This window comes from Pectobacterium hainanensis, from assembly GCF_046237015.1.
Lineage (GTDB): Bacteria > Pseudomonadota > Gammaproteobacteria > Enterobacterales > Enterobacteriaceae > JBJYIN01.
Genome location: NZ_JBJYIN010000019.1, coordinates 67449 through 83359, shown reverse-complemented (window position 1 = coordinate 83359; position 15911 = coordinate 67449). Strand labels below are relative to the sequence as shown.

The window sequence follows — 15911 nt, the reverse complement described above, 5'->3', positions numbered from 1 at the left end:
TGCACGAATAGTTTGGCAGGATTTAAAGCCAGACTGTTTATCCACAGAGCCAAACTATCGCCGTGTTATTAACGTCTTAGGCTCCACACTGTACCCGGACAATCGTTAAGTGTAATAATGGAACATGGTTTCACATTTCTGTACTGACGATTTGCATCTCTTGATGCAGTGAATATTGATGAAAATAAATAATCTCAGGGCAAGTCTCGGGTTAAGGCCCTACATCAGTCGTTATTGGTCATGGCAGGATGAGTCTGAATTGCCACCTTTATTGCCCGGCAGCGGTGGGGAATTATTTTTTTTCTATCAGCATCCAGCAACCCTGTTCCGCTCCGATTTGCACCAATCGTCACCACAAGCCAGTCTGTTACTGCTACCACGTAACCACATTTTTCGATTTCAACCCAACCGGGCGGTGAGTTTTATCGCGGTTCGTTTTCGTACAGGTGCATTGCGTCACTTTAGTTCTCTGCCTGAATGCGAGCTGATAGATACCTGCACGAGCGCTGGGAATATCTGGGGAACAGAAGGAAATGTGGTAGAGCAGCAGATTAGCGAAACTCCGCATCTGACAGGGCGAATACAGATTATTGAACAATTTCTCTCGGCTCAACTGTTACGCCATCGGAAACCGCAGTGCTGGCTGGATACGGTGACCCAGCAATTTTATTATCAACAATTACATTACCGGCAACCCAGCGTCAGCCTTAGCGATCTTATTGAGCACTACAGTCTCAGTTCCCGCCATTTTCAACGCATGTTCAAACAAAACTTTGGCCTTAGCCCAAAACATTTTCAACGTATCATTCGGGTTGAAGCCGTCACTCGCCATTTATTACTCAATAGACAAAAAAACTACCTGGACGCGGCGCTGGCTCATGGCTACTACGATCAATCACACTTCATCAAAGACTGGCGCGATGTTATCGGAGAAACACCAACCCATTTTTTTCAGGAAGATAACTTCAGGTCGCATTTTTACAATCCCCCATTATCCGATTGACCTATTGTGTCGCTTTATCGAAAACCCAAGGTTATTCATGCAATAGGAGTGAATATGCAACTTAAAGCCGCTTTTATTTTCTTATCATCCGAAGGAAATCCGCAGATACACCATAGTGAAGTCAATACCGACAGCGTTAGCGTCACCACTTATGCGGTAAACAGCTACCAAGCAGCCTGCGTTCTGGCTCAACAGTTAGTCAGACAAGGTATTATCGCAATCGAACTATGCGGCGGTTTTGGTATTAACGGCGTTGCAGCAGTCAATCAGGCCGTCGAAGGACAAGCCGTCGTTGGTGTGGTACGTTTCGATAATCATCCAGGGTTACACCACCAGAGCGGCGATACCCTTTTTCAGTAATCCTTTCTGTACGTCACTAAACCAGCAGAGTGAGCAAACGTTTATCGGCAGGATGCCATTTCTTTAGACGTAGATCATCTCTGCATTTCTCTGCCGTTCCCTTTATAATGCGCTCCATACAAAGACGAACGGCGAGAAAAAAACCGTAATGATGAATAACGACGTACTGCGCAGCGTACGCTATATGCTGAATTTAAATAATGATCACCTGGTGTCAATTCTGGCGTTAGTAGAAATGACCGTGCCCCTTCAGCAATTAGCCAGCTATGTAAAAAAAGAAGAGGAATCCGGCTATCAACCCTGCCCCGATATTGTGATGAGTTATTTTCTCAACGGCTTGATTCTGCAAAAACGTGGGCAGGACGACAATCAGCCAGCCTTACAGGTCGAACGCAAAATAACCAATAACATCATCCTGAAAAAGCTGCGTATCGCCTTCTCTCTGAAAACCTCGGACATTCAGGAAATCCTGACCGAGCAGAATTTCAGGGTATCACAGCCCGAAGTGACGGCCATGATGCGCTCGCCGGATCACAAAAACTACCGAACCTGTGGCGACCAAATCTTACGCTATTTTTTAAAAGGGTTAACCGCAAGAGTGCGTAAAAACAAGTAAGCGTTACAGATATCAGGTGGCTGATCCGCTTTCCTTTTCAGCCACTAACACCCTGACACCCAGCGCTTCAAACGCCAGAATAGCAGCCGGAGAAATACCACTATCGGTAATCAGATAATGAATGTCGCTCCAGTCTGCGGGCAATGCAAACATTGACACCTTGTCTATCTTGCTGGAATCCGCCACCACGTAAACAGTACGCGCCGATTTCATCATCGCGCTTTTCACCTTAATATCGGTTTCGCTTGGAAAGCTTAATCCATGACGTGGAGAGATGCAGGCAGTCGCAAGAAACAGTTTTTCCGCCAGGACGTTTTCAAAAAAACGGGCGGCTTTCTCGCCAGACGTCGATAATGTGGGAAACTTAAACGTTCCGCCGGTTAACAGAATATTAATTCCCGGCTCCGCACCCAACTTCAGCGCAATATTCACGGACGTCGTGATCACTGAAAGTTTGCGAATATGATTAAGGTGATTGGCGATCGCCGTCGTGGTCGTCCCAGAATCCAAAATAACCGTATCGCCATTTTCGATGTGCTGCGCGGCGACTCGCCCAATGGCCTCTTTTTCATCCAGATTAATTTGCCGCTCAAGCATCAAGGCATGCGTATTTTGCCTGCCCGTCACCAGCGTGGCACCGCCATGGTAACGCTGTACAACGCCCTCTTTTTGTAACATCCGCAAATCACTTCTAATCGTCGCTTCGGTCAGATCAAATGTCTCTGTAAGCATTTTCACTGTGACAGTGCCATCTTCACGGATCATCTCAAGGATCTTCTCACGCCGCTGTCGCATATCCGCTAATTGCTCACTTTTGCTTTTCAATCGAAACACTCCCTTTACCAGCCTAATGCGAAAAAGCACGGTTATTGCGTTAAATCTTACCGCCGGGACTAAGGTAATGCGAGTACGGTGATAACAATCAACATTTTCATTCGAAAATATCATTTTTAAATGACAATTGATTTACAACGCTTTTTATCAAAATTTATCCATATCCAATAAAAACACAAACTATAAATCCATTAAAAATTAACACATTATAACAAATCATTCACTTTTGTTCGAAATTTGATCTACCCCACAATGAATTACAAAACGGTAGTGTATATTTTTGTTTGAAAACCAAGGCTGTCCTTATTTTGCATTGATACTGACGCTCTGCCCACGCATGACGCCATGCGGAACGACACACTGTTTTTATAAGGAGACGGAGGAATGAGTAATGAATATGACGTCAATCTGCGCTATGGCGTAGATACGGATTTCACCCTTGAAGGGAAAGTTGCTGTCGTCACTGGCGGCCTCGGGGGGATCGCCATGGCCAGCAACGAGATGTTGCTAAAAAAAGGGGCGCGCCTTGCCTTGCTATATCCGGCGTTCGAACAAAACAAAGTCGCCGACGTTGCCAGCCAATTCGATCCTTCCCGCGTTCAGTTTGTGCAGTGTGATGTTAGCGATCCTCAGTCGGTAGAACAGGCATTCATTGAGGTAGAAACGCATTTTGGCCAGATAGACATTCTGGTGAATTGCGCAGGCTACGTGATGTTGCAACCCGTGCTGGACACCGAGTTCGCCGAATGGCAAAAACAGATTGCCGTAAACCTGACCGGCCCCTTTTTGTGCTCACAAGCGGCGGCAAAACGGATGATTAAGTCAGGGAACGGCGGGAAAATTATTAATATTGCCTCTCAGGCCGCGTCTATCGCTATCGATAACCATGTGGCTTACACCTCTGCTAAAGCGGGCCTGTTAGGCATGACCAAAGTCATGGCCAAAGAGTTTGCACCGCACAGAATTAACGTCAATACCCTTTCCCCCACGGTTGTATTGACCCCTATGGGGGAAAAAGCCTGGCGTGGTGAAAAAGGGGAAGCCATGAAAAAACTGATCCCGCTGGGACGCTTCGCTTATACCGATGAAATCGCCGCCGCTGTCCTGTTTTTTGCTAGCAATGGCAGTGACATGATCACCGGTGCCGACCTGATGATCGACGGTGGTTTCACGATTTGGTAACGCCAGATCAACACCAGAGGAAAGCCACCGATCCGTACACACCGTAAGCCCTACCTATAGCGAGAACATCACCATGAAAAAACATTTAATGCTGTTAGCTTTCGCCACCGCCTGTACTTTCTCTTCAGCCACCTGGTCTGCGGAGAAAGGCACAATCATGATTATGGTTAACTCACTGGACAATCCTTACTACGCCGCTGAAGCCAAAGGCGCAAATTTGAAAGCGCAGTCTCTCGGCTACAAAACCACCGTATTATCACACGGCGAGGATGTGAAGAAACAAAGTGAGCTGATCGATGCCGCTATTGGTCAAAAAGTACAAGGTATCGTGCTCGACAACGCGGATTCCACCGCCAGCGTAGCGGCAATCAGGAAAGCCCAAAACGCCGGTATTCCCGTCGTGTTGATTAACCGTGAGATCCCCGTTGACGACGTCGCTCTGGTACAAATTACCCATAACAACTTTCAGGCAGGTTCCGAAGTGGCAAACCGCTTTGTCGAGCAAATGGGAGAGAAAGGGAAATATGCCGAATTAACCTGCAACCTCGCTGACAACAACTGTGTCACCCGCTCCAAATCCTTTCATCAAGTCATCGATCAGTACACCGATATGCAAAGCATTGCACGGCAAGATGCCAAAGGCACCTTGCTTGATGGTAAACGCATTATGGACAGCATCCTTCAGGCTCATCCTGACGTCAAAGGCGTGATCTGTGGTAACGGCCCCGTGGCGCTGGGCGCGATTGCAGCGTTGAAAGCCGCTGGTCGAAATGATGTTGTGGTCGTTGGAATTGACGGCAGTAACGACGAACGCGACGCGGTGAAAGCAGGCTCGCTGAAAGCGACCGTCATGTTACAAGCTCAGGCCATCGCCGCACAGGGTGTCAGCGATCTGGATAATTTCCTGCAAAAAGGCATTAAACCTGAAAAACAGCGTGTGATGTTCCGCGGAATTCTCATCGATCAAAGCAATGCCACTAAGGTGCAGGATTTCAATTACCAATCTTAATGACCCGCTTTTATTCCCGGACGATAGTGCCCCCTAGCAAGGGGCACAAAAGGAGAGAACCATGCCCAGCCGCATTTGGCCTATGGTTGCCGTATTCACCCTTGCAGGGTGCCGGATTGTGTCACAACAGGAGTTGGCTGAACTAAAAAACCCTACCGCCTCACACGTCAGTCAGGTGGAATCTGCCTGGCAGCAAAAAATTGTGCCTCAGATCGTGTCCGAAGCAAAACCCGTAGCAGAACTCACCCAACGTTTTACCGCATCCAACGATTTTTCTGCACTCTGCCAACAATATGGTTACCGGACACAGGAAGAGAACCCTTGCGTATTTTCCGTTCATGTTACCGGCAGCGTGACGGAGGTAAACACGACATCGAGAAGTGGGAAAATCACAATTAAGGACATTAGCGGAAAAGACGTCGTGGTACAGATAGGGCCCATTATCCGTGGAATGGCGCTACGGGATGCTTATAAAGGGTTGAGTTATCAGGATTTCAACGATCAGGTGCAGTTCGGTGATTACGGGCGAGCCATTAACGATCTGGCCTCTGCTGATATACAAAAAATCACGCTAAAACCCGGAGATAACGTTGATATATACGGTGTATTCAGCGCTTGGGACGTGCCAGAAACGCTACCAGATATCACGCCAGCACGTATCACTTTACCGTGAGGAGTCGAGATGGCACAGATGAACACGACTGCACAAAACAACTCGCCGCCATTATCACCGATCATTATTGAAACCCAGAATGTCTCACGCCTTTATCCTGGAGTGACCGCGCTCGAAGCCGTTAATTATCGAGTCTACCGTAATAAAGTGAACGTATTGATCGGCGAAAACGGCGCAGGCAAATCGACCATGATGAAACTGCTGGCTGGGGTGGAATCACCCTCCTCTGGCCAGATTTTACTTGATGGCAAGCCAGTGACGTTCAGTTCCACACACCAGGCAGAAAAAATGGGGATCAGCATCATTTTTCAGGAATTGAATCTGTTCCCCAACATGAACGTGATGGACAACATTTTTATTGGTAATGAGTTTTTCCAACGAGGGCGAATCAACGAGGCTTACCAATATCAATTGGCGAAAGCGCTACTTGAGCGGTTAGAACTGGATATTGATCCGATGACGCCACTGGCTGAGCTGGCGATTGGTCATCAACAACTGGTGGAAATCGCTCGTGCGCTATCAAAGGACACGCGAGTGCTCATCATGGATGAGCCCACCTCGGCACTTAGCCAATCAGAAGTAAAGGTGCTGTTTAACGTTATTGAACAGCTTAAACGTCGCGGCGTGACCATGATTTATATCTCCCATCGGCTCGAAGAACTGATGGCAATCGGCGACCACATCACCATTTTTCGCGATGGTCGTTTTATCAGCGAACGAGAAGTTCATGATGCAAGCATTCCCTGGATTATTGAACAGATGGTCGGCGATAAGAAAAAACACTTCGACTATCAACCCGCACAACAGAGAGAAACCGTTCTGGACGTCGTTGGGCTAACCGCTCTGCATCAGAACGGTGGCTACACACTAAATGACGTGAGCTTTTCGCTGCGTAAAGGTGAAGTCATTGGCATTTATGGATTACTCGGGGCAGGACGTACCGAGTTATTTAAAGGATTGATTGGCCTGTTGCCCTGCCAGTCCGGCAGCATCACGCTAAATGGCGAGTGTCTCGACAAACGTCATTTCCAGTATCGGTTGAAAAAAGGCATTGCGCTGGTGCCCGAAGATCGGCAAAGCGAAGGGGTGGTGCAACTGATGTCGGTCAAAACCAACATGACGCTGTCACGCCTTAGTCTGCGCGGTTTCCGACGAGCAGCCACGCCCTTGAGACCGCGCCAGGAAACACAAAATGTCAACGACATGATTGGCCGACTGGCAATAAAAGTCAGTGACGCCGATCTCCCCATCACTTCACTCAGCGGCGGCAATCAGCAAAAGGTGGTCTTAGGCAAGGCTCTCATGACCAGCCCCGAGGTTGTACTGCTGGATGAACCGACGCGTGGCATTGATGTCGGCGCTAAAACCGATGTCTACCACCTGATTGGCGCAATGGCACAAGACGGACTGGCAGTGATGTTTTCATCTTCCGAACTGGATGAAGTCATCGCGCTGTCCGATCGCATTCTGGTGATGGCCAACGGCAAAATTACCGCAGATATTCCACGCGCCAGCGTTGACCGCGAAACGCTTATTCGCGCATCGGCACCACACGAGTAGACCCTGCGTTGAGGATATAAACATGAATAAAAAGTATCTTTTCTATATGTATCTACTCAAGGCGCGAACGTTTATTGCCTTACTCATCGTTATCGTTTTTTTCAGCGTCATGGTGCCTAATTTTCTCACACCTTCCAACTTGTTAATCATGACGCAACACGTCGCGATTACCGGGCTATTAGCCATTGGCATGACGTTGGTGATCCTGACAGGCGGTATTGATCTTTCCGTCGGTGCCGTCGCTGGCATCTGTGGAATGGTCGCTGGCGCGCTGCTGGCCAACGGCATTCCACTATGGGGCGATCGCATTTTATTTCTCAACGTTCCCGAAGTCATTCTCGTCGTGGCGCTGTTTGGCATCGTCGTCGGTCTGATTAATGGCGCGGTGATTACTCGTCTTGGCGTTGCGCCGTTCATCTGTACGCTTGGCATGATGTATGTCGCTCGCGGCACCGCACTCTTGTTTAACGACGGTAGCACTTACGCCAATCTTATCGGTATGCCAGAACTGGGCAATACCGGTTTTTCAATATTGGGTTCTGGAAGCGTACTGGGCGTTTATTTACCGATTTGGCTGATGCTCGGTTTTCTGCTGCTTGGTTTATACCTGACACACAAAACCCCACTGGGTCGCTATATCTACGCCATCGGCGGTAACGAGTCTGCCGCACGTCTGGCGGGCGTCCCCATCATTAAAGTCAAAGTATTTGTCTACGCGTTCTCAGGCTTATGCGCCGCACTGGTCGGGCTGATTGTCGCCTCACAATTGCAAACCGCTCATCCTATGACTGGCAATATGTTTGAGATGGATGCCATTGGCGCGACCGTGCTCGGCGGCACCGCATTAGCAGGCGGGAGAGGACGCGTATCCGGATCGATTATTGGTGCGTTTGTGATTGTTTTTCTTGCCGATGGCATGGTGATGATGGGCGTGAGCGATTTCTGGCAAATGGTTATAAAAGGCGTCGTTATCGTTACCGCTGTCGTCATCGACCAGTTCCAACAGCGTTTGCAAAACAAAGTGGTGTTAATGCGTCGTCATGAACAAAAACAGGCCGTCGCCCCACTCTCCGGGGTGAATCATAGTTAAAGATAGTCATCGCGTGTAGCCGTGTTCACCGTTCCTGACGCAGGCAATGGGGTATCAACGAGATCAATGAGGAGCTATAGACTATGAAGCACGATTTTACAGAAAAGACGGTGGTCATTACCGGTGCCTGCCGTGGTATTGGTGCGGGTATTGCCGAACGATTCGCTCGTGAGGGCGCCAATCTTGTCATGGTGTCCAACTCAGAGCGTATCTTTGAAACAGCGGAAAAACTCGAATCGCAATATGGTGTCGCCATCCTTGCGCGTCAGATTGATGTCACCGATGAAGAACAGGTGCAGTCGTTATACCAGCAGGCCGTTGATAAATTTGGTCGCGTGGATGTCTCCATCCAGAATGCAGGTGTCATCACTATCGATTACTTCGATAGCATGCCCAAAGTCGATTTTGAGAAAGTGCTGGCGGTTAACACCACGGGTGTATGGTTATGTTGCCGTGAAGCAGCCAAAATCATGGTGAAACAACATAGCGGTAGTCTGATTAACACCTCATCAGGACAAGGACGGCAGGGTTTTATTTATACGCCCCACTACGCCGCCAGCAAGATGGGGGTGATTGGTATCACGCAGAGTCTGGCACACGAACTGGCACCGTGGAATATCACGGTCAATGCCTTCTGCCCCGGTATTATCGAAAGTGAAATGTGGGATTACAACGATCGCGTCTGGGGCAAAATTCTCAGTACGGAAAATAAAAATTATCGCAAAGGGGAGTTAATGGCGGAGTGGGTGCAGGGAATTCCCCTCAAACGTGCAGGTGTGCCAGAAGATGTCGCTGGACTGGTCGCTTTTCTAGCCTCCGATGATGCCCGTTATATCACCGGCCAGACCATTAATGTGGATGGTGGATTAATCATGTCCTGAGTCGGCTTCTGAGAATATGCAGCTATCTATTGCCAAATCATGTCGGCCTTGACTGCGCGAGCTTAGCCCTTGGCCGACGGCGTGACATCATGAGACGCCTGCTGCTTTGCTGCGATAAACGCCGCGACATCCATCACGTTTGCAGGAGGTTGATGCTGCTGAAGTTGAAGCGCCATATAACGCATGTAGGGATCAATATGGCCGAAAATAGCCTTATAACCCGCACAAAGATGATTATGCCAATGTTTATCGACACGATGAATACGGTGTTTGGGACATCCCCCGTGACAGGCAAAACGGTATTCACAGCGCTGGCAGGCTGGCGATAAATTAGCCTTGGCCATGCCAAACTGGCGTTGTTGTTTGCTACTGACCAGCTTATCCAGACGATCGGTGGTGAGATTACCCAGCCGGTGTTCCGGGTAGACAAAGTGATCGCAGCTATAAATATCGCCATTCATCTCAACCACAAGCCCGGTACCACAGGTCGCTTGCATAACACAGAGACTGGGCTTATCCCCTGCCCACGCGGCAAGCGCATTATCAAAGAGCTGCACAAAAACCCGCCCAACATCGTGGCGAATCCAGTAGTCAAAAATCGTGTTCATGAATTGGCCGTAGGCTTCACCACTCACTGACCACGGTGTCACCTGCGTATTGGACAGCGTTTGAGGGTGAATCAACTCGCCAAATGCATGGTTGACCTCGCGCTGTTCCACCGCGGGGATAAATTGAACATGCTGTGCTCCCAGATCCTGAGTCAGAAAGCGGTAGATCTCCAGAGGAGCCTGCGCCGTTTCATTGTTCACTACCGTTAGCAGATTAAACTCAACCCGATACTGTTTCAGTAGCGTGACGGCCTCAATGACCCGATCAAAAACCGATTTTCCACTGTGCGTGACACGATAGCGATCGTGCAGCCATTTTGGCCCATCTATCGATACCCCAACCAGAAACTGATTCTCCGCCAGAAACGCAGCCCATGCTTCGTCAAGCAACACGCCGTTTGTTTGCATGCTGTTGCGGATGGTTTTTCCATTCGCGTATTGCCGCTGGTAGGACAACGCGCGCCGATAAAAATCCAGCCCGGCCATCGTGGGTTCTCCCCCCTGCCAGGTAAATTCGACCTCATCAGCGGGGTTCGACGCAATGTACTGCTGCACGTACTGCCGCAGAATATTGTCATCCATATGGCGGCTTGATTTCGCCGGTTTAAGCGTCCCCTGTTCTTTCTCAAGATAGAAGCAATAGTCACAAGCAAGATTACACTGATAGCTGGTGGGCTTCGCCATCAGGTGAAAAGGTTGCTTCATCTTACCTCCCATCAAGTCGTGTCTGTGCGGATGACGGTCAGCCCCCCTGCATCGGAAAAGTGACCATGATCACCCTCTGGATATCTGATATTGACAGTATTAGAAAATAATGGAAATAATAATTTCACCAAACAACAAAATAAATGAAATTTTTACTTCTTAGGCAGTTCACAACACCAGGGGTTCTATCATGAACAGTCTTTTCTCCGGCGCACAAAAGTTGGGTAAATCGTTTATGTTACCCATTGCCGTCTTACCCGCAGCGGGTCTCCTGCTGGGTATTGGCGGCGTGTTCTCCAACCCAATCACTATCGAAACCTACGCCTTTCTGAATAACAGCGTCTTGCAGGCCATTTTCATCCTCATGAAACTGTGCGGCAGCGCCGTGTTTGATAACCTACCGCTGTTGTTTGCCGTTGGTATTGCGGTCGGGATGACCAGCACCGATCGGGGGACCGCCGGACTGGCAGCCGTTCTCTCCTTTCTGGTGATGAACAAAGCGATTAACGCCATGCTGGTGATCACGCACACGCTGGCAACCGATAATCTCGCGGCACATGGGCAAGCCGTCATCCTCGGCATCACGACACTGCAAACTGGCGTACTTGGCGGCATTCTCAGCGGGTTGCTCACCGCCTGGTTGCATGGGCGCTACAACAAAATCGCGCTGCCAGAGCTATTGGCATTCTTTAGCGGTTCCCGATTTGTGCCCATCGTGGCGTCATTCGCGGCCTTATTCCTTGGCGTGTTGCTATTCTACGTTTGGCCTCCCATTCAGAGCGGCATCTCTCATTTAGGTGGTCTGGTAGAAAAGACGGGATACATCGGTACCTTCTTCTACGGCATGATCCTCAAATGCCTTATCCCATTCGGGCTGCACCATATCTTCTATTTGCCATTCTGGCTGACCAGCATCGGCGGCGAGCAGATGGTGAATGGCACGCTGGTTCAGGGCACGCAAAAAATATTTTTCGCACAGTTGGCCGATCCCAGCGTCACACAGTATTACATTGGCGTGTCCCGTTTTATGGCTGGCCGCTTCGCTGATTTCATGTTCGGTCTGCCCGGCGCGGCGCTGGCTATCTACCATTGTGCCAAACCAGAAAATCGTGGAAAAGTCGCCGGATTACTGCTGTCCGCCGCTCTCACCGCTTTCGTTACCGGTATTACCGAACCGCTCGAATTTGCCTTCATGTTTTGCGCCCCGCTGCTGTATCTGGTGCATATCGTCTTGACCGGCGTCGCCTTTATGTTGGCGCATGTCCTTGAAATCACCGTAGGGCAAACGTTCTCAGGCGGATTGATCGACTTCCTGTTATTCGGTGTCTTGCAAGGTAATGCCAAAACCAATTGGGTGTTAATGCTCCCGCTGGGCGCAGTGATGTTTACCCTTTACTACTGCTCGTTCCGCTTCCTGATCCAGTTACGTCAATTGAAAACGCCCGGTCGTGAAGACGAAACGGTCGACAGCAGTACATCACCGGCGCTGACGGGGACAGAGCGTGCGCAAGGTATCGTGACCGCCCTGGGGGGAAAAGAAAACATTGTCGATGTGGATTGTTGCGCCACTCGCCTCCGCATTACCGTTAAAGATCCAGCCATTGTGAACCCAGAGGATTTTAAGGCGCTTGGCAGCCGGGGAGCATTTGTTCGCGGACAAGGCGTCCAGATCGTCTACGGCCCTCATGTCACATTGATTAAAAACGAAGTTGAAGAGTTGGTTTCCCTCTAGCGGTTGGCAAGGACAAGAAAATGAAAGCTGTAATGTTGATGTTCGATACACTGACTCGTAATCACCTCTCGCCGTATGGCGGGGGGGCCATTACGCCCAACTTTACCCGTTTGGCAAAAGAGTCGGTTCAATTCGATAACTTTTATGTTGGCAGCATGCCCTGTATGCCAGCCCGGCGCGAACTGCACACCGGCCGGTATAACTTCCTGCACCGCAGCTGGGGGCCGCTGGAGCCCTTTGATTTCTCCATGCCGCAAGCACTGGATAAACGCGGCATCCACACCCATATGGTGACCGATCACAAACACTACTGGCGTGATGGTGGGGCAACCTACCACACCCGCTACTCCACCTTCGAATTTATCCGTGGTCAGGAAGGCGACTGCTGGCAGGGCAAAGTCGCCAAGCCTGCTATCCACTATCAGGGAATGGAGGATGAGAATACCCGACAGCGCAGAACCAAGCGCATCACGCAAGATTTCATCAATCGCGCCGCGATGCCGACCCAAAAAGAACACTATACCGAGCGAACCATCCGTGCAGGGTTAGATTTCATCAATAGCAATAAGGATGACGATAACTGGTTCTTGCAAATTGAGTGTTTTGATCCGCATGAACCCTTCTTTGTTCCTGAAAAATACCTTGCCATGTACGGCTGCAAAGCCGAGGACTTCAACGGCTGGACACCATACTACTGCGCGACGGAAAGCCCTGAGCATGCGGAAAAAGTGAAGAAGTTTTATCAGGCATTGATCACCATGTGTGATGATTACCTCGGACAGGTGATGGACAATCTCAAAGAGAATGGACTATGGGATGACACCCTATTTATTGTCTGTACCGACCATGGTTTCTTGCTTGGCGAGCATCACTGGTGGGGCAAGAACATCATGCCGGTGTATAACGAAATCGCCAACACCCCGTTCTTTATCCGCGATCCTCGCAGCGGCATTCATGGCGTTCGGCGTCAGGCATTAGCCCAAACTATTGATATTCCTGCGACGCTGCTTGATTACTTCAATGTGCCGATACCGCCAACCATGCACGGTAAATCATTGCGCCCGGCGATTGAAAACGATACGCCGATCCGCGATACCGCGCTGTACGGATACTTTGGCGGGCACGTCAATATCACCGATGGACAGTACGTCTACATGCGCAGCCCACGGCATAGCGATAAGACCGATCTGTTTGAATACACCTTGATGCCAACCCGTATCGACAGTGCATTTGCGCTCAGTGATTTTCAGCATATGACCTTGCACCCTGGGTTTGATTTCACTCAGGGCGCACAGGTCATGAAAATCCCTGCGACCTTCGGCTACCTCAATGCCTATCGCTATGGCGACAAGCTGTTCAATGTTGTTGACGATCCCGGACAAAAGCACACATTGCAGGATCCGCCGCGTGCCATGACCTACGCCCAGCAAATCGCCGCACTCTTCAAGGACAATGATGCACCGCCAGAGCTTTACTCGCGCTTCAGCCTCGACACGCTGAGCGCCGAGCAGGAACAGAAAGATCTGGCACGCTATCAGCACTATCCCGAATTGGCGGGTACAGGTGTCGACTGTGAACATCGCGGTGTTTATGAAGCCCTGCGCCTGCTGATTAATGCCGGGAAAGCGGCGGATATCTCACTCACCGCTTTGCTGCAAACCGTCCACCAGACGCCAATGCTGCAAGAGCAGGATATCTTCCTCATGATTGAGGCAGTGTTCCCTGAAGAGAAAAAGCCTGAGCTGGTCTATCAGGCCCGTTTATTACTGCGCATTGATTAACCGGGAAACTGATGGATACGCTGACACTGAGTAATGCGCTTCTTGCGCTGAAAGTCCATCCCAAAGGCGCAGAAATGCAGAGCTTACAGGATGCGAATCGGGAGTGGCTCTGGCAGCCCGGCGATACCGGCTGGCAGAGCACCGCTCCCCTACTGTTTCCTGTTGTCGGGCAACTTGTTCATCGCGGGATGTATCATAACGGCCAGCACTGGCCGCTACCCGCGCACGGTTTTTTGCGGCATCAAGATTTTACGGTGGTAGCACACCACCAAGCGCATCTGCATCTGCGCTGTCGTCAAACACCAGAAACGCGTGCCATGTGGCCTTTCGACTGGCAGTTGGATGTGAATTACCAACTGGAGGGCAATCGCGTTCTGGTTCACTATCAATTGTGCAATACCGATAACCAACCGTTCTGGTTTTCACTGGGTTCACACCCCGGGTTTGCGATCCCTATTGGTCATGAATCAGGCTGGCAAGTACGCTTCTCGTCTACGCGCTGCAAAGGCCCCTGGCCCACCTATCAGAGAACGCTCGTCGTTAGCCACGAAGAGTCGGCTCCTGTTGCAGGCAGCTTGGTATTAACCCCCGAGACCTTCGCGCAGGGGGCGATTTATTTCAGCCAGGCAGAACACCAGACTATCGAAGTCATTTCCCCAACGGGGATCAACACACTCCAATTCCACACCGGTTTACATCCCTGGCTTGCGCTCTGGTCGGAGCCGGGATCGGATTTACTGTGTATCGAGCCCCTTTTTGGCACAACCGATGCACCCGATGCGACAGGAGAATGGCAGCATAAACGTGGGATCGTGTTGCTTGAGTCTGGAAACCGCTTTGAATGCGGTTTTAATTTCGCCATACGGGCAGGCGAATGACGGATAAGGAAGAGCAAGGTAAGATACGGGGATTATTTGCAATCCGTTCGACAAGCGTGGTTCGGACGCAGCAACTATTGCGCACGATAGCGACGCAGGAATCCCCCATGAGTATCAATAAAGAAAAAGTACGGACTTACATTGCCAACGTCTTACATGGGCTTAGCGATACGAACCAGATTATCGCAAATTATGTGCTGCAAAATCCCAGTATGGTTGCTCAACTCCCCGTCAAGAAACTCGCGGCGGAGATTGGCGTCAGCGAGGCAACCATCGTCCGATTTTGCAAACATATTGGTTATACTGGTCTGCTGGAGCTGAAAAGTGCATTAAACCGCGAACTGTTTGATGAAAGCGATCTGTCACTCCCCACCACGCCTGATATTTTAATGAATGATACGCGTCACGATGTCGCCCAGAAAATCGCAATGACGATAGACAAAACGGTAAAGGAAACCATCGATTTGATTGATATGCAGATGGTAAACCAGATCGTCAGTTTATTTCTCTCTGCCCGTCGCATCATGTTTATCGGCTTCGGGGCATCCGGCCTGTCGGCGCAGGAAGCGCGTGACAAAATGAATCGTCTTGGCATCGATTCCGATTCGTTTACCGATCGTTTTTCCATGACGTTGAAACTCGCGAATTTGAAGTCCGACGATCTGGTCGTCGCCTTCTCACACTCAGGCGAAACGCCGGAAGTAGTGAACGCCTTTAAACTCGCAGAAAAAGCCAAAGCCATCAGACTCGCCATCACCCACAGTACACATTCGCCGCTGACGAGCTTGGCGGACTATGTCCTGTTAACCTGCGGCGAAAGCGAGCGCTATCAGGGGGATTCGATCGGCACGCGCGTCTCCCAACTGTTTATGGTTGAGTTCCTGTGCATGGAGATCGCAAAACATAACTTTAAAGAGTTAGCCAGCCAGAGTATTTCAATCAAAGAGCTGTTGATCAAAGAACGCATTAAACAACATTCAACCTAAAAATAGACAACAA

General features: G+C 49.9%; 15 protein-coding genes. 13 read left to right on the top strand and 2 right to left on the bottom strand.

Features of this window, described 5'->3' with window-relative positions; all coding sequences use genetic code 11:
* The first annotated feature begins 178 nt into the window (after window positions 1-178).
* The 3 genes from ACKPVM_RS17385 to ACKPVM_RS17375 all read left to right on the top strand — a co-directional run bounded on the left by ACKPVM_RS17385 (window position 179) and on the right by ACKPVM_RS17375 (window position 1979).
* Window positions 179-1003, top strand: a complete 825-nt coding sequence (locus ACKPVM_RS17385) for an AraC family transcriptional regulator (RefSeq protein ID WP_409311056.1) — start codon at window positions 179-181, stop codon at window positions 1001-1003.
* A gap of 54 nt (window positions 1004-1057) precedes the next feature.
* A complete protein-coding gene (locus ACKPVM_RS17380) occupies window positions 1058-1363 on the top strand; it encodes a DUF6506 family protein (protein WP_409311054.1) in 306 nt (101 codons plus the stop codon).
* 148 nt (window positions 1364-1511) lie between these two features.
* Window positions 1512-1979: a YehS family protein gene (locus ACKPVM_RS17375; RefSeq protein WP_409311052.1), complete on the top strand. Its 468-nt coding sequence runs from the start codon at window positions 1512-1514 to the stop codon at window positions 1977-1979.
* 12 nt (window positions 1980-1991) lie between these two features.
* Here ACKPVM_RS17375 and ACKPVM_RS17370 read toward each other — a convergent pair whose 3' ends face one another.
* Window positions 1992-2804, bottom strand: a complete 813-nt coding sequence (locus ACKPVM_RS17370; protein WP_409311050.1) for a DeoR/GlpR family DNA-binding transcription regulator — start codon at window positions 2802-2804, stop codon at window positions 1992-1994.
* A gap of 393 nt (window positions 2805-3197) precedes the next feature.
* On the opposite strand from ACKPVM_RS17370, the gene ACKPVM_RS17365 reads away from it, so the two are divergent.
* The 6 genes from ACKPVM_RS17365 (at window position 3198) to ACKPVM_RS17340 (ending at window position 9208) form a co-directional block, all read left to right on the top strand.
* Complete coding sequence (locus ACKPVM_RS17365; protein ID WP_409311049.1) at window positions 3198-3995, top strand: GolD/DthD family dehydrogenase; 798 nt, start codon at window positions 3198-3200, stop codon at window positions 3993-3995.
* Window positions 3996-4068: 73 nt separating this feature from the next.
* Window positions 4069-5004, top strand: coding sequence for a D-ribose ABC transporter substrate-binding protein (locus ACKPVM_RS17360; RefSeq protein WP_409311047.1), 936 nt, complete (start codon window positions 4069-4071; stop codon window positions 5002-5004).
* 61 nt (window positions 5005-5065) lie between these two features.
* A complete protein-coding gene (locus ACKPVM_RS17355; protein ID WP_409311046.1) occupies window positions 5066-5677 on the top strand; it encodes a DUF2291 family protein in 612 nt (203 codons plus the stop codon).
* Window positions 5678-5686: 9 nt separating this feature from the next.
* A complete protein-coding gene (locus ACKPVM_RS17350; RefSeq protein ID WP_409311044.1) occupies window positions 5687-7237 on the top strand; it encodes a sugar ABC transporter ATP-binding protein in 1551 nt (516 codons plus the stop codon).
* Between the two features lie 22 nt (window positions 7238-7259).
* A complete protein-coding gene (locus tag ACKPVM_RS17345) occupies window positions 7260-8327 on the top strand; it encodes an ABC transporter permease (RefSeq protein WP_409311042.1) in 1068 nt (355 codons plus the stop codon).
* An 83-nt stretch (window positions 8328-8410) separates the two neighbouring features.
* Complete coding sequence (locus ACKPVM_RS17340; RefSeq protein ID WP_409311041.1) at window positions 8411-9208, top strand: glucose 1-dehydrogenase; 798 nt, start codon at window positions 8411-8413, stop codon at window positions 9206-9208.
* Window positions 9209-9270: 62 nt separating this feature from the next.
* Here the strand turns inward: ACKPVM_RS17340 and ACKPVM_RS17335 are convergent, their stop codons facing one another.
* Window positions 9271-10521, bottom strand: a complete 1251-nt coding sequence (locus ACKPVM_RS17335) for an anaerobic sulfatase maturase (protein WP_409311039.1) — start codon at window positions 10519-10521, stop codon at window positions 9271-9273.
* Window positions 10522-10711: 190 nt separating this feature from the next.
* Here ACKPVM_RS17335 and ACKPVM_RS17330 point away from each other — a divergent pair, with 190 nt between their 5' ends.
* From ACKPVM_RS17330 to ACKPVM_RS17315, 4 genes are read left to right on the top strand one after another with little or no spacing between them, the layout of a single operon-like run.
* Window positions 10712-12253 carry a PTS transporter subunit EIIC gene (locus ACKPVM_RS17330; RefSeq protein ID WP_409311037.1) on the top strand — a complete coding sequence of 514 codons (1542 nt, stop codon included), beginning with the start codon at window positions 10712-10714 and terminating at the stop codon, window positions 12251-12253.
* A gap of 20 nt (window positions 12254-12273) precedes the next feature.
* On the top strand, window positions 12274-14034 hold the full coding sequence (locus tag ACKPVM_RS17325; protein WP_409311036.1) for a sulfatase: 1761 nt from the start codon (window positions 12274-12276) through the stop codon (window positions 14032-14034).
* 11 nt (window positions 14035-14045) lie between these two features.
* Window positions 14046-14912, top strand: coding sequence for an aldose epimerase family protein (locus tag ACKPVM_RS17320; protein WP_409311034.1), 867 nt, complete (start codon window positions 14046-14048; stop codon window positions 14910-14912).
* Complete coding sequence (locus tag ACKPVM_RS17315) at window positions 14909-15898, top strand: MurR/RpiR family transcriptional regulator (protein WP_409311032.1); 990 nt, start codon at window positions 14909-14911, stop codon at window positions 15896-15898. Before ACKPVM_RS17320 ends, ACKPVM_RS17315 begins: the two co-directional genes overlap by 4 nt.
* The last annotated feature ends 13 nt before the right edge of the window (window positions 15899-15911 follow it).